Source organism: Glutamicibacter sp. BW78 (genome assembly GCF_002332245.1).
Lineage (GTDB): Bacteria > Actinomycetota > Actinomycetes > Actinomycetales > Micrococcaceae > Arthrobacter_H > Arthrobacter_H rhombi_A.
Genome location: NZ_NRGU01000042.1, coordinates 184990 through 206801 on the forward strand (window position 1 = coordinate 184990; position 21812 = coordinate 206801).

Sequence of the window (21812 nt, forward strand, 5' to 3'; positions counted from 1 at the left end):
CGGGACACCGGTCCCGGCATCCCTGACGCGGTGTGGTGCTAGACGGCGGTGTTCTCCTCGATGACGGCGGCGATGGCGTCGATCTCAATACGCTTCTCGCCGCGGAACCGGGCGACCTGGACGGTCGTCCGTGGCGGGAGGGCATACCCTTCCAGACGGAACAGGTAGGCCTCGTTGAACTCGTCGAATTCATCGAAATCCGCCACGAAGACGGTCAGCTTCAGCAGGCTCGTCAGCGAGGCCCCAGCCTGGTCTAGGACACCTTCGAGGTGGTCGAAAACGGCGGCCACCTGATCGGTCATCGTGGCCGGGGTGCTGCCATCCGCGCGCGTCGGTACCTGCCCGCAGGCGTAGACGACACCCCCGAAGACCGCAGCCGCGGAATAGGGACGGACCTTCTCGTCCTGGTGCCAGTGGCGTTCGATCTCAGGCATTCGTGTCTCCTACCAGATAGTCCTCTGCGGAGGCCTTGATGGTCTTCCACAGTCGTCCGTCCACCGGCAATCCGATGGCCCACGCATTTTCACGGCGTTGGGCCAGCTCCTCCGGTGTGTGCAGTGCGAAGTTGTCATCGGGAACCTCGTCCAAGGTACGGATGAGGGTTCCGGTGTCGATGCTCCCGGCGGGATCGAAGGCATCGGAGGCCACGCGCGCCTGGCCCACGTAGCCGGCCGGGGTGGCGATACGGGTGCCGTGGAGGCTCGCCGTGCCACGGGTCAGCCGGGCCACCATCACCGTCTTGCCGGAGCGCAGGGCAGCGGCGAGCAGCGGGGCGTCCAGGAGGCCGGCCTCCAGATCCAGTTCGGGAGCGATGACCGCGTTGCCGGTCTCCGCCGTCGCCAATTCGATCAGCATGGTGCCATGGACCAAGGCCGCGCAATCACTGTCGCGGTCCACGGCGTAGAGCCAGCCGGCGTCGTGCTCCCTGCGCTCATAGGCCAAGGCGGGATTGCTCCAGTCGAGCTGCTTCAGGCAGTCCAGCAGCTCGGCGAAGCCGGTTCCATAGTGGACTTGGGCGAAGAGGACCTGGTGGGCTGCAGCATGCGCCACCGAGGTGCAGGCCCCGTGAGCCACGATCGCCCGGAAGGCGTACTCCCTGATTTCACGCACCGCAATACGTACGATGCGGTCTTCGGCGCCCTTGCCGTTCATCGGTCCCCTCGTTTCGGTGTGTTCCTGGATCTCTTCCACCATCATGACTCCGTTCCGGCGAAGACCTTGTCGAAGAGGTCCAGCCAGTTTTCGCCGAGCACCCCGCGGATGGCAGACTCGTCGAGTCCCACCTGCTGCAGCCCCTCGGTCAGTTGCGGGAAGTCCTCCGGTCCGGCGAACCAGTGCGGCCACGCCGGCCATTCGGGGGCTGGGTGCGTGGGCGGCTGCCAGCGTCCGTTGCGCAGGTATCCCACGTAGTCCTGGCCCCAGTTCCGGGTGCAATCGCTACCCAGGCCCACCCGGCCCGGCCCGTGTTCGTCGACCAGGCGGGCGACCATGGTGCAGAACTGCTCCAGGCTCGCCTTCTCCCCACCGAGCACGATCGGGTACAGGCAGGCGCCGATCATTCCGCCACGGTCGGTGACGGCGCGGATGACCTCATCGGGTTTGTTCCGCGGGTTGTCCACGAACCAGGTGGGGTTCGAATGCGTGATGGCGATCGGCATCGCCGAGGCCTCCACGGCATCCAGCGACGTGCGGTTCCCGACGTGGGAAAGGTCCACCAGCATCCCGACCCGGTTCATCTCGTCGATGACGTTGGCCCCGAAGCGGGTCAGCCCGGAGTCGGAGGGCTCGTAGCAGGAGCCGCCGACCAGGTTCTGGATGTTGTAGGTCAGCTGCGCGATGCGCACCCCCAGCTTGTGGAAGACCTCGACCATCCGGAAGTCATCGCCGAAGGAGCTGGTGTTCTGCAGCCCCATCAAGACCGCCACCCGCCCTTCGGTCTTCGCCCTGCGGATGTCCGCTGCGTCGTTGGCCAGGAAGGCCAGGTCGGAATTGCTGGCGGCCAGCTGGTACCAGTCGGCGATTTCCCGAAGGGTCTCCATCGGCCCGTGATAGACGGCGCAGGTGGCGTTGACGCCGCTGACGCCGCCGGCGAGCAGTTCCTGCAGGACCGGACGGTCCCAGTTGTTGATTTGCAGACCGTCGACCACGGTGGCTTGTTCGTGAAGGGTGCTCATGCCTGCACCTCGGCCGTCGGGCGCTGGGTGAAGAGCCAGTCATCGGTGATGCTGCCGTCCTTCAGATCCGCGATCCGCGGGCCTCCGGAGAGCAGTGTCACGCGCAGCCAGTCGGTGGACTGCGGGGTGTAGTTCTCCATCCCGTAGACCGAGAGCTGATAGCGCTGGACGTTCAGTGGCAGGAATTCGGCACCGCGCAGGTTGTCATGAACCTCGCCGTAGGGAAGTGGTCCGATGTTCTGGATGCGGGCGGTGAACTGGCGGTGCCACGGGTGGCTCAGCAGGAACTCGGCGATGCTGGTCTCGGCCTCGGCCGCCAGGAGGTCGCGGCGTAGGTCGGAAACCGCGCGGGCGATGTCGACACCATGCTGCACGTTCTCACCGGGATCCTGCCCGCGCCGTCCCCGACGGGGCTCCTCGTTGTCGGCCGAGGAGAACCAGAAGAAACGGTTCTGCTGCGGATCGGCGAAGTCGTGGTCTGCGACCCAGGCATACTCGGAGTCGATGAGCTGCGCCAGTTCCAGGCAGGTCATGCCCGGGGTCAGCGGCCGGGATTCATCGCAGCGCAGCCGGGCTTCGACGTCGTCGTCGAGGTCGGCCGTCAGTTCGGTGAGGATCGTGGCGACCAGGCCGCGCTCCTCCGGGCCGGTGGCCGCTGCGGCATCGTGCAGGGCCTGCCAGATCCGGTTCGTCTCGGTGCCGCGGAAGCTCCCGGTCGAGGACCAGTCGCGCAGGTCCGCCAGCAGCGGACGTACCCGGTCGGCGAGTTCAGGGCCGGGCAAATACGGTTGGGACACCCCCAGATCCTGCTCCGCGAGGTAGTCCATGGCCCGGTCGAAGAGCTCGAGCACCCGGGCGACCTCCGCATCGTCCGTTTCGGTGGTGCGGCCGGTGACGGCGGCCAATGGCAGTTCGCGCAGTTCGGCCCAGGCGTTGAGCACCTCCGGGTGGTTGATGGCGTAGGGCACCATCCCCAGCCCGGTCGCATTGCCCATGCCCAGGTAGTGGCGCCAGCTCCCGGTCAGGGTGGCCGCCTCGGGGTTGCGGTGGGCCGCGACCGCCTCGACCAGGTCGTAGCTGAATTCACGAAGCAACCATGCCGAGAGCATATGTGCCCGGTACGGGGCGGCGAAGGGGTGGTCGTCGGTCAGGTGCTCGTAGTCGGCCAGCCCGCATTTGCCGTTGCTGTAGAAGGCGGTGCTGCGGATGACATAGGGCGAGCCGCTGAATCTCGCGCTGTCGGGGTGTCTGCCGTTGGCGAGCCCGTCGGCGACGTATTCGAAGAAGCGTTCGCTGCGGTTGGCACGGGTCCAGATGATCGAGCCGGGCTCGGCACGCCCGCGCTCCTGCAACGGGACCTGGCCCTGCAGGCGGGCCAGCCGCTCCTCGTCGATGGTGCCTTCCACCAGGGCCGCGGTGATGTCCCAGGCCTTGGCGATCACCCGGTCGGTGTGCTCACCGGTGTTCTGCGAGAAGATGGCGAAACTGAAGACCCTGGATTCGGCCCGGACCCGGTACACCGCGGTTCCGCAGCCGGCCGGATCGATATCGAAGTGGGTGCGCTTGATCTTCCACCCCTTCGCCGTGGCCCGGCGGATCATGGTGCGAATGAAACTGTGCCGGGTCGCGCGGGCGCCGCCCATATCGTCAGGGTCCATGACCTCGCGTGCCGGGCGCAATGGCGACTCCGCAGGGAGCCGGGTTCCCGGTTCGCTGATCGATGCGGACATTTTATGCTCCTTCCGGTGCCAGACGCAGGTAGGCCGTCTTGGTGAGGGTGAAGAAATCGGCTGCGGCGTCGCTGTTCTGTTCGCGGGGACCGGGCTGCGAGGAATCCCGCAGGCCGCCGAACGGGGCGTGGACCTCGGAGCCGGTGGAGGGGCCGTTGACCTTGATCAGGCCGGCGACCAGGTCGTTGAGGCAGCGGCGGATGGAGCGCTCATCGCTGGTGAATACGGAGGCGGTCAGACCGAACTCGGTGTCGTTGGCCAATTCGATGGCTTCCTCCAACGAATCCGCACGCAGCAGGGTCGTCACCGGACCAAAGACCTCTTCGTGGCAGATGGTCAGTTCGCGGGTGCCACCCAGCAGGGTCGGGGCCACGAAATGTCCCTCGGCGTCGGGGATCGGGGCCCGCGCCAGGACCTGTGCGCCTTCGGTCTCGGCCTGCTTGACGGCCTCGTCGATATCGCGGCGGGCTCGGTCGTTGACGACGGGGCCGATCCCGGCGCCTTCCTCGGTGCCGGCGCCGACACTGAGGGCGTTGAAGCGAGTGATGAGTTCGTCCCGCAGTTGGTCGTGGACGGCTCCGACGGCGATGACGCGGCGGGTGGCAGTGCACTTCTGCCCGGTACTCCCGGTGGCCGCTGCGGTGATGAAATCGGCGGCGCTGGGAAGATCGGCGTCGGGCAGCACGATGGCGGCGTTATGTCCGCCGAGTTCCATCTGCAGCTTCGCGCCACGCAGGACAGTCTTTTCGCGGATGAGGTGCCCGACCTCCACGGAGCCGGTGAACGTGACCGCCTCGGCCCGCGGATCAGCCACGAGCTCCGAGCCCAAGGCTCCGGGGCCGAGCAGCAGGTTGAGGACCCCTGCCGGGACTCCTGCTTCTTCGAGGATTTCGGCAAACACCACGGCGGTCGCCGGGGTGTCGCTGGCGGTCTTCCAGACGATCGTGTTGCCCCAGAGTAGTGCCGGTGCGATCTTCCAAGCGGGAATCTGCAGCGGGAAGTTCCAGGGGGTGATCACCGCAACGCAGCCCAAGGGCCGGCGGATCGTCCGGACCACTTCGTCCGGGTTGGCCGAGGGGTAGACCGCCGCGTTGGAACGGCGTGCCGAACCGGCGTTGTAGTAGAGGGTTTCAATGGTGGCGCCGACTTCGCCCCGGGAGTCACCGAGGACCTTGCCCTGTTCGCGGGTCATGAGTTGTGCGACTTCTTCGGCCCGGCGGCCGAGGATTTCGGCGGCGCGGCGCAGGATGTTCCCGCGGGCGATGATACCCAGTCGATCCCAGCCGGCAGCGGCGGCGGTGGCCGCATTCAGGGCACGGTCGAGGTCGCCGGACGTGGCCGTGGCGTACTGCGCCACAGCTTCCTCCGGCAACGCCGGGTTGGAGCTGGTGGCGGCCGGGCCGCTTCCTTCCACCCACTGGCCGTTGATGAGTTGCTTCAGGCCAAGGGTCTGCTGTCCGGGGTTGTTCACGCTGGTGCTCCTTCGTGCTGCGGTGGTACTCGTCATATATCTGAGGCTACGGCCCTATTTGATCGGCGTGAAGTATCTATTGCTTATGTATTGATCATCAATAACACTTAGTTCACATGGAGATTCGTCAGTTGCGCTATTTCATCGCGGTAGCCGAGGAAATGCATTTCAACCGGGCGGCAGCACGCCTGCACATCGCCCAACCGGCGCTGAGCCAGCAGATTCAACGGCTGGAGCGTGAACTGAAAACCACGCTCTTCGCTCGCACCACACGTTCCGTTGAACTGACCGAGACGGGCAAGGTCCTGCTGGTCGCCGCCCGCAGGGTGATCATGGAGTCCGAGGACGCGCTGCGCAGCATCGAACAGGCGGTAGAGGGCCGCACCGGCACACTGCGGGTCGGCTTCGTCGGATCCGCGGCACTGAACCTCATCCCCCGGATCGTTCCCCCGTTGCGCCAGATGTATCCGGATCTCGAGCTCGAGCTACACGAGCTGACCACCGAACAGCAGCTCAGTTCACTGGAAGCGGGAAACCTCGACGTGGGCATCGTGCGCGACGTCGAGTCCCGCCCTGGCATCGCGGCCCGCGAGCTGACCCGGGAACCGCTGGTCGTCGCCCTTCCCGAAGACCACCCGCTGGCCGGCCAAACCACGTTGGCACTCACCGACCTTTCCGAGGCGGGGTTCGTGGTCTTCCCCCGCCAACAGGTCTCACGTCTCTACGACGTCATCTCAGCCCTCTGCCTGCAGGCCGGCTTCCGGATGCGCGTGGCCCAGGAAGCCGTCCAGTTCCCCACGATTCTGGGATTGGTGGCAGCCAAAACGGGCATCGCCGTCGTTCCGGAAGGAATGCGGGCCCTGCAGCTTCAGGGGCTCGGTTACGTACCGTTGGCCGATGAGGCGGCCACCTCGACCATTTCGTTGATCGTCACCACGGAACGCTCCGGGACGCCGCTGATCCGCCGATTCATTGAGGCGGCGACCGAATTCGCCAGCATGGAGCCCCCGACGCACTGAGCCGGCGTCCTACTTCTTGGGGGCTGCGGCCCTTCCCTCCGCTGGGGAGCCCTGGTCATCCTCCGGCGCCTGCGCAGCGTCGTGGTGCGGACGGGCACTCTTCGGGTGGATGATGCCCTGCTCAATGGCCATGCGTCGGGCGAAGATCGGCGCGGCAAACACCGACGGCAACATCAGGAAGCCCACGGGCACCGCGGTGATCACGATGAAGGACTGCAGACCGGAGATACCGCCGTCGCCGATGGCGATCAACACGGCGGCCGCGATGCCCATCATCACGGCCCAGGTGGCGCGCAACTTCGTCGACGGTTCCCCGGAGATCGTGCAGGACTGGGCGATGGCGAAGGACATCGAGTCGGTCGTGGTGGCCACGAAGGTCACCGTCAGCAGCAGGAACGCGCCACCGATGAGGCCGGACAGTGGAAGCTGGGCGGCAATCGACATCACCACGGCCGGCAAACCGTCCGATTCGTAGGCCCCACCCACGCTGCCGGGGTTCTGCTGCTCGAACATGATGCCGGTTCCGCCCAGGACGCTGAACCAGATGGTGGTCAGGACCGGCGGGATCACCGCGGTGCAGATGATCAGGTCGCGGATGGTCCGGCCGCGGGAAATCCGGGCCACGAAGATGGCCATCAGCGGCCCGTAGCCGAGGAACCACCCGAAGAAGAAGACCGTCCAGCCCGAGAGCCAGCTCGGATCACCCTGGTAAACGGTCATCCCCACGAAGTTGCTCGCGTAGGTGCCGAAACCGCCCAGGAACGCTTTGAAGACGTACCCGGCAGAACCCAGGAGGACGACGACGGCCATCAGAGCGATCGCCAGCCAGACGTTGACCCGGCTCAGCAGCTGGATGCCCTTATTCAAACCGGAGGAGACCGATATGGCGGCAATGCCGGTCAGCACGGCGATGACAATCAGCTGGGTTGCGTAGTTATTCGGAATGCCGGTCAGTTCCGCCAAACCGTAGGAAACCTGCAGCCCGAGGAACCCGATGGGCCCCACGGTGCCTGCGACGACGGCGATGATCGCCACGATGTCCGCCACGGTGCCGATCCAACTGTGGAGAACCTTCTTGCCCATGATCGGGTAGAGCAGCGTGCGCGGGCGAAGCGGCATGCCCTTGGAGTGGGCGTGCGTGATCACGATGGCACCGAGCGTGCCCAGAATGGCCCAGGCCAGGAAACCCCAGTCAACGAAGCTCTGCGCCAGGGCCGCATTGGCCTTCGCACCCTCCGAGTCCAGGTTGTCCCCGTAGTACGGCGGGGAGGAGATGTAGTGCGCGATCGGCTCGGCAGCTGCCCAGAACACGCCACCGCCGGCCAGCAGGGTGCACATGATCATCGCGATCCATTTGAACCTGCTGAACTCCGGCTTTTCGAACCCGAGCCGCACCTTGGCGTAGGGGGTGAAGGCCAACACGATCGCGACCACGAACGTGGCCAGCAGTAGATACTGCCAGTAGGCACCGAACCATGTGGCTGCCCCGCTGAAACCGGAGTTGATCAGGTTGGCGGTCGTGCCGGGGAAGATCATGCTGGAGGCAACGAAGACGGCAATGACCCCGATGCTGACGCCGGCCACGGTCCGGTCAAGGACCGAGGTGTGCTCGGTAGGGTGTGCCGTGGTGCTGGGAAGCTCGGACATCTGGTCTCTCTTACCTGGTGGTTCACCGTAAGCGTGGCAGCAACGACCCGCATACGTCCCGAAGTGATCTGGGCCACTTCGCTCTCTTTGAGCATAGAGTCACAGATTAGTTCGCGTCCAAGTCCCAACTGGACACCATTGATAGTGAATACCTATCAAAGCCCCGAGTCAGCGCCAACCACCCCGCGACGGCCTGAGTCAGATTCTGCCGTGACCGGCACACGAAACAGGGGCGGCTGCGTGGCAGCCGCCCCTGTTCGTACCCATGATGACTGGGCTGTTCGACCTAGCGCCGGGCCGAAACTCCCACTTCGTCGTCATCGGATACTGCGGGCTGAGCCGAGTCGGCGTCGCCAGCGGGCGTGGAGCCCTTCGGGTGGATGATGCCCTGCTCGATCGCCATGCGCCGCGCAAAGATCGGCGCAGCAAACACCGAAGGCAACATCAGGAAGCCCACGGGCACCGCGGTGATCACGATGAAGGACTGCAGCCCGGAGATGCCGCCGTCGCCGATGGCGATCAGCACGGCTGCCGCGATGCCCATCAGCACGGCCCAGGTCGCCCGCAGCTTGGTCGATGGCGCGCCCGAAACGGTGCAGGACTGGGCGATGGCGTAAGACATCGAGTCGGTTGTCGTGGCCACGAAGGTCACCGTCAGCAGCAGGAAGGCGCCGCCGACCAGACCGGAGAGCGGAAGCTGGCCGGCAATCGACATCACCACGGCCGGCAGGCCATCCGATTCGTAGGCGGCGCCGACGCTGTCAGGGTTCTTCTGCTCGAGCATGATGCCGGTTCCGCCCAGGACGCTGAACCAGACGGTGGTCAGGACCGGAGGGATCACCGCGGTGCAGATGATGAGGTCGCGGATGGTCCGGCCGCGGGAAATCCGGGCCACGAAGATGGCCATCAGCGGCCCGTAGCCGAGGAACCAGCCGAAGAAGAAGACCGTCCACCCCGAGAGCCACGTGGAATCACCCTGATAGACGGACATGCCCACGAAGTTGCTGATGTAGGTACCGAAGCTGCCCAGAAATGCCTTGAAAACGTAGGCAGCCGAGCCCAGGATGACGACGACGGCCATCAGGGCGATCGCCAGCCAGACGTTGGCGCGGCTGAGGATCTGGATGCCCTTATTCAGACCTGAGGAAACGGACAGTGCCGCGATACCGGTCAGCACGGCGATGACGATCAGTTGGGTCGCGTAGTTATTCGGGATGGCGGTCAGTTCGGCCAAACCGTAGGAAACCTGCAGGCCCAGGAACCCGACGGGGCCCACGGTGCCTGCGACGACGGCGATGATCGCGACGACGTCGGCCACGGTGCCGATCCAGCTATGCAGAACCTTCTTGCCCATGATCGGGTAGAGCAACGTGCGCGGGCGCAAGGGCATGCCCTTGGAGTGGGCATGGGTGAGCACGATGGCACCGAGCGTGCCCAGGATGGCCCAGGCCAGGAAGCCCCAGTCCACGAAGCTCTGCGCCAGGGCCGCATTGGCCTTGGCGCCCTCGGATTCGAGGCTGTCCCCGTAGTAGGGCGGGGAGGAGATGTAGTGCGCGATCGGCTCGGCAGCGGCCCAGAACACGCCGCCGCCGGCCAGCAGGGTGCACATGATCATGGAGACCCATTTGAACCTGCTGAACTCCGGCTTCTCGAATCCTAGGCGCGCCTTGGCGTACGGGGTGAAGGCCAGCACGATCGCCACGAAGAAGGTGATCAGCAGCAGGTACTGCCAGTAGGCGCCGAACCATTTGGCTGCCCCGCTGAAGCCCGAGTTGATGACGTTGGCGGTCCACTCGGGGAAACCGAGGCTCGCCGCGACGAAGATGACGACGATGCCGATGCTGATGCCGGCGACCTTGCGGTCAAGCCCCGCAGCCAGAGCGGAGGGAGGCGCATCAGCCTCGGGGGTGGTCAGATGGGTGGGCTCAGGCATGTGTGTCTCACTTAGCTGATTGGACGAAGCCGGGTGCGAAGCGACTACCGAATAATGTTCTTGGAGACCCGCGCCATGGTGCGCGTTCTGCACGCGGGCTGCGACACAGTTCTGCCACCCGGGTCAGGAAGGAAATTCCCGGGAATGCTCCCGGAAAATGGCGAACCTATACGTTAGCATTTTTTCGTCGGTTCGAACTAATCGGCCCCTCGTCACAGCCTCTCGCCCAACGACAAAACGCCCCCGACGACCCCCGAGTACAAGGGCCGCCGAAGGCGTTGTGGTGAGCCGGAGGAGACTAGCTCCAGATATCGTCTCCGCGCAGGGAGGCGTCGGCGCCGCCGTCGGCGTAGATCGTCTGACCGGTGACGTGCGTATTTTCCTCGCTCGTCAACCAGGCCAGCAGGCGGGCCAGCACGATCGATTCCGAGTGGTAATTCAACGGCATCGGCACGTGCTGATCCACCATGGCCCGGCCTTCGGGGGTGGAGAGCAGCTCAGTGGTCATCGGGGAGATGACGGTGCCCGGTGCGATCGCGTTCAGCGGGATGCCGGCGCCGGCGTACCGCTCGGTGATGCAGGCCCGACGCACCCAGCGGGAGAGGGCCCGCTTGCTGGAGGGGTAGTTCAGGTAGCCCTGCTCGGGGCCGGCCTCGGCCAGGGCGGTACCGATTTCCACGGCACGATCCTCATCCCCGGAGAGTAGTGCTTCGACGAGCTCGGGCGAGTTGGGCTGCAGCGAGGCCATGGAGCTGACGACGACGGCTCGGGGGGATTCGCTTTTGGCCAGGGTCGGTGCCAGCTGGTCGAGGAACTCGGTAACCCCGAAGTAGTTGACCTTCACGGTGAGCGGTTTGGGCATGGAGATCCCGGCGCAGGCGATGACGGCGTCGATGCGGCCTTCGGCCAGGTCTATGGCGCGTTCGACGCCCGAGGTGCGGCCTTCGGGGGTGCTGAGATCGGCATCGATCTCGGCGCCTCTCAGGTCCACGCCGATCACGGTTTCTCCGCGTTCGCGGAGCAATTGCGCGGTGGCGGCCCCGATGCCCGATCCTGCTCCGGTGATGACATAAGTGCGGCTCATGATATTTCTCCTGTGGTGGTTGGTTCGGTGGTTCCGAGCGTTCCTGCGAAGGATGTTGAGGCGACGGCAAAACGTTCGAGCAAGGTCACGAACGTCCGCCGGTCGGCTTCGCTCCATCCTTCAAGTAATTCGTCGACCATCCCGTCTCCGGCTTTCACGAAAGCCGCGGCGACGTGCTCTCCTGCGGGCGTCAGCTGCACTCGCTGAGCCCGGGCATCGTCGGGGTCGGTGGCCCTGACGACCAGCCCGGCCTCGGAGAGGCGCCGGATGATCTTGCTGATGTTGGAGGGTCCGGTCACCAGGTGGGCGGCGAGCGCCGAGGGGCGTTGGGGGCCCTTCTGGGCGATCACGGTGACCATGACGATCGCCGGCGGGTCCAGATGGACTCCTTCACGGGCGGCGACCCCTGTGAGGAATCCTGGCGCCGTCCATTCGCCCAGGATGCGGGTCAGGGCGGCAATCAGTGCCGGCCGGTAGTCCGTCTCGTTAGTCGTCATGGACGGTTCCACCATCGACGGGCAGCACGACGCCGGTCACGAAACTGGCTTCGTCGCTGAGGAGCCAGGCCACGGCGTTGGCGATCTCCTCGGGCTGGCCCAGGCGTTTCATCGGGATCTTGGAGCTGTGCTCCGCCTTGGCCTCCGCCGGCAAGGAGGCCAGCGAGGCCGTTTCGATGGCGCCGGGGGCGACGGCATTGACCCGGATGCCAGCTGGCGCATTTTCCATGGCGACGCTGCGGGTCAGGCTGACCACTCCGTGCTTGGAGGCGCCGTAGGGGGTCAGCATGGGCGTGGACTGCACTCCGGCGATCGAGGCGACGTTGACGATGGAGCCACTCCCCTGAGAGCGGAAGTGTCCGATCTGGGATTTCATCGCCAGGAAGGTACCGCGCAGAGTGACTGACATGACGCGGTCGAAGTCGGAGTTCTCGGTCTCTTCGATCCGGCGTGGCATGACGCCGATGCCTGCGTTGTTTACCGCGAGGTGAAGCCCGCCAAAGGTCTTCACGGCGACGTCGATCAGGCCTGCGACTTCCTCCGGATCGGCAACGTTGGCCCGCTGGTAGGCGGCCCGTCCTCCGGCTTCGACGATCTCGGCGACCACCGCTTCACCGGCCTCGTCGTTGATATCCGAAACGACGACCGCGGCGCCCTCGGCGGCCAGGCGGACCGCAATGGCCTTGCCAATTCCCGCACCGGCGGCCGTCACCAGTGCCACGCTGTCTTCGAAAAGCATGTTCATCCCCTACTTCCCGGTCGCTGCCTGTTTGCAGTGGCCTTTTTTATGTCCTAAAGACACAATATCATGATTGCTGTCTAGAGGACAGTAAGTGCGACCAGGGGTTTACCGCTTTTGGGCCGGCCGCGACTTGCATGGTGCTCTCCGTGGCCAGGAACACCCCGTCACACGTCGTCCAGAATCCCGCGCTTGACAGGCAGCGGCGATAGCATCGGCCCATGCCCGAGAGCCGATCCACCGCAGTCGAGGGGCGCTCGTTCAGGTTCCCGGCACTGTTGCTCACCGCGCTGGCGTTGTTGTCGATGGCAGGTCCGGTAGCCACCGACCTCTACTTACCGGCCTTCCCCGAGATGGCCCGCGAGTTCGGAGTCAGCGCCTCGGCCATCCAGCTGACCCTGACCGGCTTCCTGCTGGGCATGGGCGCCGGTCAGCTGCTCTTCGGCCCGCTCTCTGACAGGTTCGGGCGGGTCCGCCCCCTGCTGATCGGCTCCTCCGTTTTCGTCCTGTCCTCCGTCGCGGTGGCCTTGGCCCCCACCATTGAAACCCTCACGGCATTCAGGTTCCTGCAGGGGCTCAGTGCGGCAGCCGGCGTCGTCCTCTCCCGCGCAGTGATCTCCGACCGCGCCGTGGGCGGGCAGGCAGCCCGACTGTTTTCCATCATGATGACCATCAGCGGGGTGGCCCCGGCGGTGGCCCCCTCGGTGGGCAGCCTGATATTCACGACCTCAGGTTGGCGGGCCGTCCTCTGGGCGATCGCCGTGATGTCGGTGGTGATGCTGCTCGGCGCCCTGTGGCAGGTGCGCGAGACGCTGCCGGTGGCCCACCGGCGCACCGGACCGCTGTTCGGGGGCCTGGCCGAAGCCATGAGGCATCGCCGATTCGTGGGCTACATCGTCCTCTTCGGGGCGGCGTTCGGGATCCTCATGGGGTACATCTCGGCCTCCCCGTTCCTCTACCAGGGGGTCCTCGGTTTGAGCCCCGGAACGTTCGCCCTGCTCTTCGGCGCCAACGCCCTGGGCATGATGAGCACCGGGTTGGTCTCCGCCCGGCTCGCCACCCGGATCCCCCTGCGCAGCACCGTCACCGTCGCCGTCTCCACCTTGGTCACCGTCACCGTGGCCTTCACCCTCTGCGCGCTACTCGCCTCGCCCGGCTGGATACTCGCAGCACTGATTTTCGCCACCACCTGCAGCATCGGGTTCGTCATGGGCAACACCACCTCGCTGGCCTTGGCCGAGGTCAGGCAGATATCCGGCAGCGGTTCGGCCTGGCTCGGTGGCGCCCAATTCACCCTGGGGGCGATCGTCTCCCCGTTGGGCGGCCTCGGCGGTTCAACGAGCGCACTCCCCCTCGGGCTCGTCCTGCTCGGGTGTTCCCTGCTGGCCGCCGGTGCCCTCGTCGCCACGTCGGACCGTTTCCATACCGAGGCCACCCGATGAGCCCGCCGACCGCCGTCCGGCCCTCCCTGCCGTGGGTCATCGCCGGGATCGTCATGGTCGCGTTGAGCCTGCGCGCCCCGATCATTGCCCCCACGGCGGTGATCGCCGATATTCGGGAAGGCACCGGGCTCAGCGCCGCCGGGGCCGGGCTGCTGACCGGGTTGCCGGTGCTGCTCTTCGCGCTGGCCACCCCACTGGCTTCACGGGTGATCCGCCGCTTCGGCCCCGAAACCACCATCGTGCTGTGCCTGGCAGGCATCATGACCGGAACCCTCATCCGCTCCTCAGGTCCGGCCTGGGTGGTGCTCGGCGGTACGGCGATCATCGGTGCCGCCATGACGCTGGGCAATATCGCGGTCCCGGTGCTGATTCGCCGCGACGTGCCCTGGAATAAGGTCTCCTCGGCAACTGCCGCCTATTCGGCCGCGATGAATGTCGGTTCGATGGCGACCCTGCTCGGGACAGCCCCGTTGGCCGGGTTCGCCGGCTGGAGATGGGCGATCGCCGCCTGGTCGATCGTCACCGCCGCCGGACTCATCTATTGGGTCCTGCGGAGGCGCAACGCCCCGGGTACACCGGTCTCCCCCGCGACGGCCCGCAGGCTTGCTAGGACGACGGCGGCCGGCACCTCGGTGGCCCCGGCCCGCACCCCGGAACAGCGGGCCCACACCAAACGCATCGTGGCGCTGCTGGTCTTCGCGTTCTGTGGACAGTCGGCGGCCTACTACGCCACCACTGCCTGGCTCCCGTTGCTGCTCACCGAAACCCGGGGGCTGGCACCTGCCTCCTCGGGGGCCTCGGCCTCGCTGTTCCAGGTCGCCGCGATTCTCGGCGCCTTCGGGGTTCCGTTATTGGCAAACCGGACCCGGCTCTCGGTGGCCGCCATCGTCGTGGCAGTCTTCTGGATCATCCTGCCGGTGGGGCTGTTGGCAGCCCCGCAGGCCTTCGTTCTCTGGTCGATAATCGGCGGCATCGCCCAGGGCGGCGGGTTCACCGTGATCTTCTCCGTCATCCCGCGGATCTCGCATTCCGACGCCGAAGCCGCCTCGGTGTCGGCCCGCGTCCAAGGCGGAGGGTATCTCGCAGCGACGGCAGCCCCGCCGTTGGCCGGTTGGCTGAACACTCTCACCGGAGGCTGGACGGCCCCGCTGGTGTTGGTTCTGGTGGCCACACTGACCTATACGTTGGGTGCCGTGACGGCTGCACGACTCTCCGACCGGGACTAAGAAGCCGGCTACCTACTGTTGAAGGCCAAAGTGGCACCAAACCCGAGCAGGGCAACCCCCGCCACCCGGTCCGTCCACCGGATGAAACCCGGCTTCTGGAAGGTTCCGCGGGCCAGATGGGTCCCGTTGATCAGCAGCGAGAACCAGATCAGCGCCAACAGGTTATGCACCCCGGCCAGCGCAATGCCCATCAGCAGTGTCGAGGTTCCTGCGGGGATGAACTGCGGGATCATCGCAATGTAGAAAACCCCGACCTTGGGGTTGAGCAGGTTCGTGCCCGCACCCTTGGCCCAGGAGAACAGCAGCCCTCGGCTGGCCCGCGCGCCGGGTTGATCGGCAACGACCGTGGGTGGGGTGCGGCCCAGCGAACGCCAGAGCATGGTCGCGCCCAGCCAGGCCATATACAGGGCACCGACCAGTTTGAGGATCGTGAACGCCGTTTCGGAGGCGGCCAGCAAGGCCGATGCCCCGACGGCAGCGGCAATGCCCCAGAGCATGGCACCCGAGTTGACGCCCAACGCGGTCGCGTAGCCATGGCGGCGTCCTTGGCTGATCGAAGCGCGCAGCACCAGCACGGTGTCCAACCCCGGGATGATGGTCAACAGGGCGGCCACGACGGCGAAGGACAGCAGGGCCGATTCGATGCTCACGACTGCCATGCTAGGGCCACCGCAGCCAGGACCGCATCCGGCACGTCGCCGGGCGGGCCATCTGGAAGCAGACTACCTAGAAACCGCGCCCCGGCGTCGTGCTGTGGTCTTCGGAGAGATCATCGAACTCGGCGTCGATGGCGTTGGCGTTGGCGTTCCGATCTTTTTTGATCACCGCGAACACCACCCCCGCGACCATTGCTAGACCAAGAATGTTCATGACGATCGTAAAGACCATGGCCGACGCCCTCCCCAGTTGTTGATACGTTCTCGCAGGCGACAGAATTCATCCAAGAACCTGTCTTAAGCCCCAAGGTACAGTCTCGACCCGCCCGGCAGGGGAGGCAAGGCCGCCAGATGTCGAACCGTGACCAAGGCAACCCTGCAGGTACCGCCTTAGCGCAGAATCTGGACGGCAGCAGGCACAACGTCGATCAGTACCGCCCCGCTGCCGACCATTCCCTCGGTTTCGCCGTCTCCCCCGTAGAGAATCGCCGGCTCGGCCGAGAGTGTGATGGATCTGCCGCGGAAGGTGTGCACCGTGGGCAAGTCGACGTGGGTACCTCCGTAGACCTTCGGCAAGGCCCGGATCATGTCCAGCCGGCCGAAGGCCTCAATCACCACGATGTCCAAGTGCCCATCGTCGATGCTGGCTTCCGGGGCAATGCGCATGCCCGAGCCGTAGTAGGCCGAATTGGCGACGGTCACGCAGGCCGCCTTGAAAGTGCGTTCGGTTCCGTCGATGACGACGGTCAATCGTGTGGGACGGAAGGTGGCCAGGGCATATAAACCATTCATCGGGTACTGCCAGGAACGCGGCAGCCAGTGTCCGCGGGCGACGCGATCGGCGACCACCGCGTCGATGCCCGCATAGATCGAACCGGCCACCACCCGCGATGTGCCATCGGGCGCGGTGGTGCTGATGAGATCGGTTTCCGCGGGTTCCTCGTCGAGCAGGATGGTTGCCACGGCGTGAGGATCCGTGGGCAATCCCAGCATCCTGGCGAAGTCGTTGCCCCGTCCGGCGGGGATGACCCCCAGGATCCCGCCGAGCCGGGCCACTTCTCCGGCGAGCGCCGAGACGGTCCCGTCACCTCCGACAGCGACCACCACATCGCCGCGGATGACGGCCTGGGCAAGGGCTCTTTTGCCCTCCGCCGGCCCCGAGGGGGCCACGGTTTCGACCCGGGCCCCGGACTCGCGTAGGATCCGCTCCACGCGGGCGGCCGCGGCCAGAGGGTCGCCGCTGCCGGCAGCCCGGTTGACCAGGAGGGTAAAGGATCGATTCACGCGGACCAGACTACGGTGCCGCGGGCGGCCCGCCGCTTTTCGCGTGCCGCGGTTGCTGTCGCCTCAGTCGGCGGTTCCGGGGAGTGCTGGTGCTTGCGAGCGGTAGACGTGTCCTGTCGGCGTTGTGGTTTCCACCGTGTGCCGGGCTCCGGCGACCTTGCGGGAGTGCCAGTTCAGCGCTTCCTTCGTGTGGTTGCAGCGGACACAGGTTCCCTGCCCGTTTTCCGCGACGGTCGCCCCGCCTCCGGCCCAGGCCAGGATGTGATCCATATGCCGGATGGGAGCATCGCACCACGGGCGGGTGCAGGTCTGGTCCCGTACTTCGATGAAGCGCCGCAAGCCGCGCGGGAACAGTCTGGCCCGCGAATCCAGGCCCACGAGTTCCCCCGTGGCAGGCGCCGTATAGAGCCGTCGGATCCAGGCCAGGGAGTCGGGCCCGGGCGGCGCGTTGGACTCTTGCCCGTCGGTGGGTTCCTGGGGTGTCGCTGTCGACAGACGGGCAGCCCGAGTCGCTTCGCGGATCATGTCCCGGGCGACCTGCGCCGGAACGACCCCATAGCCCTGCAGGTGTGCCGGTTCCGTATCGCCCTGGAACAGCGTCCGGTCCGTCATCACCAGCTGGATCTCCACGCGCATACCCTCGGCCCGCTGCTGCCCGGTGACCCGTTCCACCAACGTGTCGGCCATGATCTGGCCGCGGCTGCGCGCATCCCCGGTTGCCGTCGCGAGATCCGCGGCCCGGGTCAGTGCCTTCAGCACCGCGACCCCCTGGCCCACGGGCAGGGACCCGGTCAGGATGGCCATGGTGTCCGGGGCCGGACGTAGGCTCACATGCCGGTCCCCCACGGCCCGGCGGGCGCGTTCGACCGCTGCTTTCGGGCTGGCCTGCTCGGCCAGATGCCGTGCCATGGCCTTCAGCTTCCGATTGCCGACCCCCTCGATGGTGCGTGGATCGGCCATCAAGGCCGCATCGACCTTTTTCCGGTCCTCCAACTCCAGGCAGGCGGTCTCACCCACCAGCAACGTGGCGCGCCATTCGCTGATCTCCCCGGCGCGGAACGCCTCATGGGTATGGGGCATTTCATCCACCATGGCCCGGGCGAAGCCCAGGAGCCGGGAGCCCTCATGCGGGGACTCACGCCGGGCCAATGCCACCTGCGCGCCGACCCCCTGTCCACGCTTTTCGGGGTCGACACCGGCGGCCGCTTCGCGTCTGACCGCCCGCTCACGCAGGGCCACGGCCGCCCGCGCCTGATAGGCGCCGGCAGCCGACTTCACCGCTTCCAACCCGGAAAGCAGATCCACCAGACCCGCTTCGCCCAACCGGGTTCCCCCGAGCGCCAGGGCCGCCCTGACCGCCTCGATCCGGGCGAGCGCGGGCTCCACAACCGCCGCGGCGTCGGGCACCCCCGGGAAACCCGGGGCTCCGCCGGCATCTTCTCCTACATCATATTCGAACATGTATTCGAGTTTAGTTTTCTTCCTCCGACCCCATCCCGACAGGATCCCCCCTGTGCACAGCCATCACCGGCACGGATCCTGTGGAGGGGACGAGCAGGGCTCCTGTACTTCACCGGGAGCTTATGCGTACGTTGGCTGGAAGGGGATGCCACCCCACCCATCCGACCAGGAAGAGGATGATTTCCATGCCACAGATCACCGGAGCCGACGGAAACACGCTGAACTACCAGGACACGGCGGGCGAAGGCCGTCCGGTCGTCCTGATCCACGGCTGGCCGCTCGATGGCACCTCCTGGGCCAACCAGGTGGGCCCGCTGGCCGAGAAGGGCCATCGCGTCATCACCTACGACCGTCGCGGTTTCGGCGCCTCCGAGCCGGCCGCACGCTACGACTACGACGCGCTGGCGGCCGACGTCGCGGCACTACTGGAGGGGCTTGACCTCAAGGACGTCACCCTCGTCGGGTTCTCCATGGGTGGCGGCGAGGTCGCCCGCTACGTCTCGGCCCACGGCGAGCAACGCCTCCACTCGATCATCTTCGCCGCGGGGGTGCCGCCCTTCCTGCTCAAGACCGACGGGAACCCGGACGGTCCGCTGGAGGAGGCGCAAGCCAACGAGATGAAGTCCCAACTGACAGCGGACCGCAACGCCTTCTTCGAGGGGTTCACCCCCGGCTTCTACTCGGCCGGGGACCAGTTGTGCGTCAGCGAGGACCAGCTGAAGGAAACCATCGCCGTGTCCTGCCGGTCCAACGAGGCGGCCGCAGTGGCCTGCATGGATGCCTTCGGCACCACCGACTTCCGCGAGGACCTGCCCAGCATCACGGTGCCTACACTCGTGATCCACGGCGATAGCGACGGCGTCGTACCCTTCGAAGGCTCTGGCCAGCGCACCCACGAAGCCATCGGCCACAGCGAGCTCGTCGTCATCGAGGGAGCACCCCACGGACTCATCGTGTCCCACGCCGGGGAATTCAACTCCGCGCTGCTGGACTTCCTCGATCGCTAGCCGACACATCTGTCTGGAGGCCGACGGTCGTTGTGATCCCCCGCAGGGGGTGTGAGACTGGGCCCTGACCCGTCGACTCCAAGGAGGGGTGTGATGCCGAAAACCGGCCTCGAGAAGGAACGTTTCGCCGCATCCCTGGACCTGGCGGGGGCCGGCTCATGAGCGAGGCCCCGCCCCGCTCATTGGCCCGCGGCCTCACCACGGCCAGTCGCTGGACCGCCAAGTCCCTGGTGCTGGTCGTCGGGTTGGTGGTGTTGTGGCTGCTGCTGCGCACCTTATGGGCGGTGGTCTTCCCTTTGTTGCTGGCCCTGCTGCTGTCCTCGTTGTTGTGGCCGCTATGCCGGGGACTCCACCGGGCAATGCCCCGCGCGCTGGCCGCCCTGCTGTCGTTGCTGGTGTTGTTGGCCGTCGTGGCGGGCGTCATCTGGGCGGCCATCCCCGCCCTCGGTTCAGGGACCCGCCGCCTGGGCGCACTCGCCCAGGAGAACCTCACCAGCTTCACCACGCAACTGCGCGATTTGCCGCTGGATCTGAGCGGGGTGGACCTGCAGCAGAACCTGGAGGACATCCTGGGCTGGGTGGGCGGCCGCTGGCAGGACATCCTGTTCGGCATCGCCTCGGGTCTGGGATCGGTGACCAGCCTCATCGTCGTGCTGCTGCTGACCCTGGTGCTGACCTTCTTCTGCCTCAAGGACGGCGAGCGCTTCCTGCCCTGGGTGTTCCACTGGACCTCGCCGGAGACCCACGTCCATGCCGGACGTCTGGGCGAACAGGCCTGGCAGGCCCTGTCCGCCTACCTGAAGACGCAGATCATCGTGGCCCTGGTCGACGCCGTCTTCATCGGGTTGGGCCTGTGGCTGCTGGACGTCCCGCTGGCCTTCCCGCTGGCGCTGCTGATCTTCTTCGCCGGATTCATCCCCGTGATCGGCGCCGTCTCCACCGGCCTGCTGGCCACCCTGGTGGCCCTGCTGGCGCACGGCTGGGCCACCGCCCTGGCGACCCTGGTGGTGGTGCTGGCGGTCCAGCAGCTCGAGGCGAACCTGCTGCAGCCCTACATCGTGGGCAAGGCCCTGCATCTGCATCCGGCCGTCGTCATCGGGGCCGTCACACTCGGCTTCACTCTCTTCGGCATCATCGGGGCCTTCCTCGCCGTGCCGGTGACCGCCGTTGCAGTCGTCGTCCTGCGCTACCTGCGCGAACAAACCCAACCCGCTCCCCCACCGGAAGCCCCCGAGACGCCCTCGGACGCGGCCGACGAGGATCCGGCGTCACCCACCCCGGCATGACGAACCAACCTTCCGGTTGGTAAAGTAAGGACATGAGTGCCGATACCCGCGACCAGATCATCGATTCCTCCCTGCGCCTGCTGCGCCAGGGGGACACGGTCTCCCTGGAATCGGCGGCCCGCGAGGCGGGGCTGACCAAACCCGGGCTGATGTACCACTTCCGGACCAAGGAAGCGCTCATGCTCGGGCTGGTCGACGCGGTGATCGATCAATGGGTCGTCGAACTTTCGGCCCGTCTGGGAGATACCCCGGAACAGGCCACGGCCACCGACCGGGTCACGGCCTATCTGGAATGGACACTGGAGCGGAACTTCGACGCCTCCGATCTGGTGATGCTCACCGATCCGCGACTACGCGACCCGCTGACCGAACGGTGGAGTGAACGCTTCGGCCCGTGGTTCGCCGTGCCCGACGGCGCATCGGCGGCCCTGCGCGGACGGTTGGCAGCGGTCAGGCTGTTGGCCGACGGCATCTGGTTCGCCAGCGCCACCGACATCCTGCCCCCAGCGCAGGACGAGCTGGAGACCATCCGCACCGCCGCCGTCTCACTGTTGGAGGACCAGCCATGAAGAAGTGGCTTCTGTTGACCGGGGCCATCCTCACCGAGGTCACCGGCTCGGTGTCACTGAAGGCCGCCGTCGAACACCCCGGCTGGTATTTCCTCACCGCCGTCGGATTCGTGGTGGCCTTCGTCTTCCTCGCCGCCGTCCTGCGCGAAGGGATGCCCTTGGGCGTGGCCTACGGCATCTGGGGTGCCAGCGGTGTCGCCCTGACTGCTGCACTGTCGGCAATCATCTTCGGCGAACCATTGACGGCCACCATGCTCGCCGGGATGGGGCTGATCATTGCCGGGGTGCTGACCATCGAACTCGGTTCCCAACGCGCCGCGGAGCGTGCACATGAACAGCAAGGGACTCCAGCATGATCGGCTGGGTCCTGTTGGGTGCGGCCATCGTCAGTGAAGTCGCCGGCACCTTGTCCTTGCGCATGGCCACGTCCGGGAGTCGCCGTTGGTACGGTGCCGTCGCCGTCGGCTACCTCGTCGCCTTCTCCTGCCTGGCCCTGGCACTGCAGACCGGGCTGGCCCTCGGCGTCGCCTACGGGATCTGGGCCGCCGTGGGGGTGGCGTTGACCGCTCTGGCCAGCAAGGTCCTCT

22 protein-coding genes are annotated in these 21812 nt (G+C 66.4%); 8 read left to right on the forward strand and 14 right to left on the reverse strand.

The genetic code is table 11. The features are described from left to right. Positions 1-38 precede the first annotated feature (38 nt). The 5 genes from CIK75_RS15820 to CIK75_RS15840 are packed head-to-tail and all read right to left on the reverse strand — an operon-like array spanning position 39 to position 5411. Positions 39-434 carry a RidA family protein gene (locus CIK75_RS15820; protein ID WP_086994310.1) on the reverse strand — a complete coding sequence of 132 codons (396 nt, stop codon included), beginning with the start codon at positions 432-434 and terminating at the stop codon, positions 39-41. Further along, entirely contained in the window at positions 427-1197 is a 771-nt protein-coding gene (locus CIK75_RS15825; RefSeq protein WP_143269156.1) for a hypothetical protein, read from the reverse strand. Before CIK75_RS15825 ends, CIK75_RS15820 begins: the two co-directional genes overlap by 8 nt. Beyond that, on the reverse strand, positions 1194-2174 hold the full coding sequence (locus CIK75_RS15830) for a membrane dipeptidase (protein WP_086994304.1): 981 nt from the start codon (positions 2172-2174) through the stop codon (positions 1194-1196). The genes CIK75_RS15825 and CIK75_RS15830 overlap by 4 nt, the downstream gene beginning before the upstream one ends. Further along, positions 2171-3904, reverse strand: a complete 1734-nt coding sequence (locus tag CIK75_RS15835) for a hypothetical protein (RefSeq protein WP_198962465.1) — start codon at positions 3902-3904, stop codon at positions 2171-2173. The genes CIK75_RS15830 and CIK75_RS15835 overlap by 4 nt, the downstream gene beginning before the upstream one ends. A 1-nt stretch (position 3905) precedes the next feature. Next, a complete protein-coding gene (locus CIK75_RS15840; RefSeq protein ID WP_086994300.1) occupies positions 3906-5411 on the reverse strand; it encodes an aldehyde dehydrogenase family protein in 1506 nt (501 codons plus the stop codon). 80 nt (positions 5412-5491) lie between these two features. Between CIK75_RS15840 and CIK75_RS15845 the strand changes: the two genes are divergently transcribed. Then, positions 5492-6394: a LysR family transcriptional regulator gene (locus CIK75_RS15845; RefSeq protein WP_086994298.1), complete on the forward strand. Its 903-nt coding sequence runs from the start codon at positions 5492-5494 to the stop codon at positions 6392-6394. A 9-nt stretch (positions 6395-6403) separates the two neighbouring features. Here CIK75_RS15845 and CIK75_RS15850 read toward each other — a convergent pair whose 3' ends face one another. From CIK75_RS15850 to CIK75_RS15870, 5 genes are all read right to left on the reverse strand, one after another. Further along, complete coding sequence (locus CIK75_RS15850; RefSeq protein ID WP_086994295.1) at positions 6404-8041, reverse strand: BCCT family transporter; 1638 nt, start codon at positions 8039-8041, stop codon at positions 6404-6406. A 286-nt stretch (positions 8042-8327) separates the two neighbouring features. After that, positions 8328-9974: a BCCT family transporter gene (locus CIK75_RS15855; protein WP_096224583.1), complete on the reverse strand. Its 1647-nt coding sequence runs from the start codon at positions 9972-9974 to the stop codon at positions 8328-8330. Between the two features lie 298 nt (positions 9975-10272). Further along, the gene (locus CIK75_RS15860; protein ID WP_086994288.1) at positions 10273-11058 is read right to left on the reverse strand and encodes an SDR family oxidoreductase; all 786 of its coding nucleotides are present in this window, start codon (positions 11056-11058) and stop codon (positions 10273-10275) included. Beyond that, positions 11055-11555: a MarR family winged helix-turn-helix transcriptional regulator gene (locus CIK75_RS15865; protein ID WP_158225986.1), complete on the reverse strand. Its 501-nt coding sequence runs from the start codon at positions 11553-11555 to the stop codon at positions 11055-11057. The genes CIK75_RS15860 and CIK75_RS15865 overlap by 4 nt, the downstream gene beginning before the upstream one ends. After that, entirely contained in the window at positions 11545-12294 is a 750-nt protein-coding gene (locus tag CIK75_RS15870; RefSeq protein ID WP_198962466.1) for an SDR family NAD(P)-dependent oxidoreductase, read from the reverse strand. Before CIK75_RS15870 ends, CIK75_RS15865 begins: the two co-directional genes overlap by 11 nt. A gap of 221 nt (positions 12295-12515) precedes the next feature. Between CIK75_RS15870 and CIK75_RS15875 the strand changes: the two genes are divergently transcribed. Next, positions 12516-13736: a multidrug effflux MFS transporter gene (locus tag CIK75_RS15875; protein WP_086994281.1), complete on the forward strand. Its 1221-nt coding sequence runs from the start codon at positions 12516-12518 to the stop codon at positions 13734-13736. Then, positions 13733-14962 carry an MFS transporter gene (locus tag CIK75_RS15880; RefSeq protein ID WP_086994278.1) on the forward strand — a complete coding sequence of 410 codons (1230 nt, stop codon included), beginning with the start codon at positions 13733-13735 and terminating at the stop codon, positions 14960-14962. Before CIK75_RS15875 ends, CIK75_RS15880 begins: the two co-directional genes overlap by 4 nt. 8 nt (positions 14963-14970) lie before the next feature. Here CIK75_RS15880 and CIK75_RS15885 read toward each other — a convergent pair whose 3' ends face one another. The 4 genes from CIK75_RS15885 to CIK75_RS15895 form a co-directional block, all read right to left on the reverse strand. Then, positions 14971-15621, reverse strand: coding sequence for a LysE family translocator (locus CIK75_RS15885; protein WP_241895509.1), 651 nt, complete (start codon positions 15619-15621; stop codon positions 14971-14973). 67 nt (positions 15622-15688) lie between these two features. Next, a complete protein-coding gene (locus CIK75_RS16265) occupies positions 15689-15850 on the reverse strand; it encodes a hypothetical protein (RefSeq protein ID WP_158225987.1) in 162 nt (53 codons plus the stop codon). A 158-nt stretch (positions 15851-16008) separates the two neighbouring features. Beyond that, complete coding sequence (locus tag CIK75_RS15890; RefSeq protein WP_198962467.1) at positions 16009-16902, reverse strand: diacylglycerol kinase family protein; 894 nt, start codon at positions 16900-16902, stop codon at positions 16009-16011. A gap of 63 nt (positions 16903-16965) precedes the next feature. Then, on the reverse strand, positions 16966-18363 hold the full coding sequence (locus CIK75_RS15895; RefSeq protein WP_086994273.1) for an HNH endonuclease signature motif containing protein: 1398 nt from the start codon (positions 18361-18363) through the stop codon (positions 16966-16968). 185 nt (positions 18364-18548) lie between these two features. On the opposite strand from CIK75_RS15895, the gene CIK75_RS15900 reads away from it, so the two are divergent. From CIK75_RS15900 to CIK75_RS15920, 5 genes are all read left to right on the forward strand, one after another. Beyond that, on the forward strand, positions 18549-19370 hold the full coding sequence (locus CIK75_RS15900; protein ID WP_086994457.1) for an alpha/beta hydrolase: 822 nt from the start codon (positions 18549-18551) through the stop codon (positions 19368-19370). A 158-nt stretch (positions 19371-19528) separates the two neighbouring features. Then, positions 19529-20656, forward strand: a complete 1128-nt coding sequence (locus CIK75_RS15905) for an AI-2E family transporter (protein ID WP_087000793.1) — start codon at positions 19529-19531, stop codon at positions 20654-20656. 32 nt (positions 20657-20688) lie between these two features. Further along, positions 20689-21225, forward strand: a complete 537-nt coding sequence (locus CIK75_RS15910) for a TetR/AcrR family transcriptional regulator (protein WP_087000791.1) — start codon at positions 20689-20691, stop codon at positions 21223-21225. Beyond that, complete coding sequence (locus CIK75_RS15915; RefSeq protein ID WP_087000789.1) at positions 21222-21581, forward strand: multidrug efflux SMR transporter; 360 nt, start codon at positions 21222-21224, stop codon at positions 21579-21581. The genes CIK75_RS15910 and CIK75_RS15915 overlap by 4 nt, the downstream gene beginning before the upstream one ends. After that, positions 21581-21812, forward strand: a 232-nt coding sequence (locus CIK75_RS15920) for an SMR family transporter (RefSeq protein WP_096224584.1), incomplete at its 3' end; no start/stop codon positions are given. The genes CIK75_RS15915 and CIK75_RS15920, both read left to right, overlap by 1 nt.